The sequence below is a fragment of the Nostoc cycadae WK-1 genome (genome assembly GCF_002897135.1).
In the GTDB taxonomy this organism is placed as follows: domain Bacteria; phylum Cyanobacteriota; class Cyanobacteriia; order Cyanobacteriales; family Nostocaceae; genus Nostoc_B.
On record NZ_DF978481.1, the window covers coordinates 1 to 1,336 of the forward strand.

The 1,336-nt window shown below is 42.8% G+C and carries 1 protein-coding gene; it reads right to left on the reverse strand.

The window, feature by feature from the left end:
• Positions 1–31: 31 nt before the first annotated feature.
• Entirely contained in the window at positions 32–1,252 is a 1,221-nt protein-coding gene (locus NCWK1_RS28960; RefSeq protein ID WP_103126013.1) for an ISAzo13 family transposase, read from the reverse strand.
• Positions 1,253–1,336: the final 84 nt, after the last annotated feature.

Genomic DNA, 1,336 nt, shown 5'->3' on the forward strand with positions numbered 1-1,336 from the left:
GTTAGGAACCAGGAAAAAATAAGTTGAACAATTAGGCTATTGTTCTTGGTTTGATCTGATAGTTCCACTCACCATGAAAAGCGTGCCGCTCAATGGCAATGGCATTAAAATCTTCAGGACTAACTTCAATACCCGTAGGATAATGATTTTCATCAAGTACAGCTTGAATTTCTAAGCCGTTGTTTGTGGTGGTATGAGTGATGAGATTAATGACTACTTGAAGGCTAGTTAAAGGTTTGCCCCGCCAGTTGGTGGTGATGTGGCAGAACATCCGATGTTCGATTTTGTTCCACTTGCTGGTACCAGGAGGAAAATGGCTCACATGAATAGTTAAACCAGTTTCATCAGCCAAATCTTGCAATCGCAGCTTCCACAATTTAGTACGATAGCCATTAGAGCCGCCACAGTCAGCAGTTAGGAGTAGATGTTTACTATCAGGGTACAATGGCTGACCCATCTCCAACCACCAGTGACGGATAGATTCAACGGCAAATTCCGCTGTATCGTGGTCAATGCCAACACTGACCCAGCCTTTATTCAACGTCAGGTCGTAAATACCATAGGGAATCGCTTTTCCTAATTTTGGGTCAACAAAATCATGTATTCGTACTTCGAGGGGTTCTTCTTGAGGCTGCCATTCCTGTCCAAGATTCTTAAACTCTCCAATGAGTTCTTTCTTTTTTGTATCCACTGAAATCACTGGTTGACCCAGGTTTTGGAATTGTTCAACCTGCTGATTTATGTACAAAAATTGTGCATCCCGGTCTTGATGTGACGAGCCAGCCAGAGTTTTACGATTTGATTGTAAGCTGTACCCTAACCAACCTAATAAGGTATGTACTGTTCTTGGGCTAACTTTGTGTCCCATTCGTTGTAATTCACCTGCCAATTTCGCCCCGCTTTTGCTCGTCCAACGTAAAGGTGACTCTGGATCTCCTAATGTTGTTGGTTCTACTAAAGATTGCAAGTCTTTTACTAGGGTTAAGTCAATCTCTTCTAGTAGTTTTCTTCCCCCACCACCAGAGCGAATTTGCTCTCGATTGGCTGATTGATTCTGATTCTCTAATTCCTTTAGACCTACATAAATTGTCGTGCGCGACAGTCCTGTTGCTTGGGCTACTTGGCTCACACCTCCCCTTCCCATTGCTTGTGCTTCTACCGCTGCCCACAGCCTACGGGTTTTCTCATTCAAATATGGAGAAAAACATTCATACTTTGTTTTGATTGCCTCTACTAAGTCAGCTTTTGACATGGGTTACTTTACCTGCCCGATCCCATGCTTTGATCCTAGCTCTGTCTTCAATTAGTGTTCAACTTATTTTTACCTGATTCCTTA

Bases quoted from the DNA above. Each gene is read 5' to 3' on its own strand.
- NCWK1_RS28960 (WP_103126013.1), bottom strand. From the start codon at position 1,252: ATGTCAAAAGCTGACTTAGTAGAGGCAATCAAAACAAAGTATGAATGT.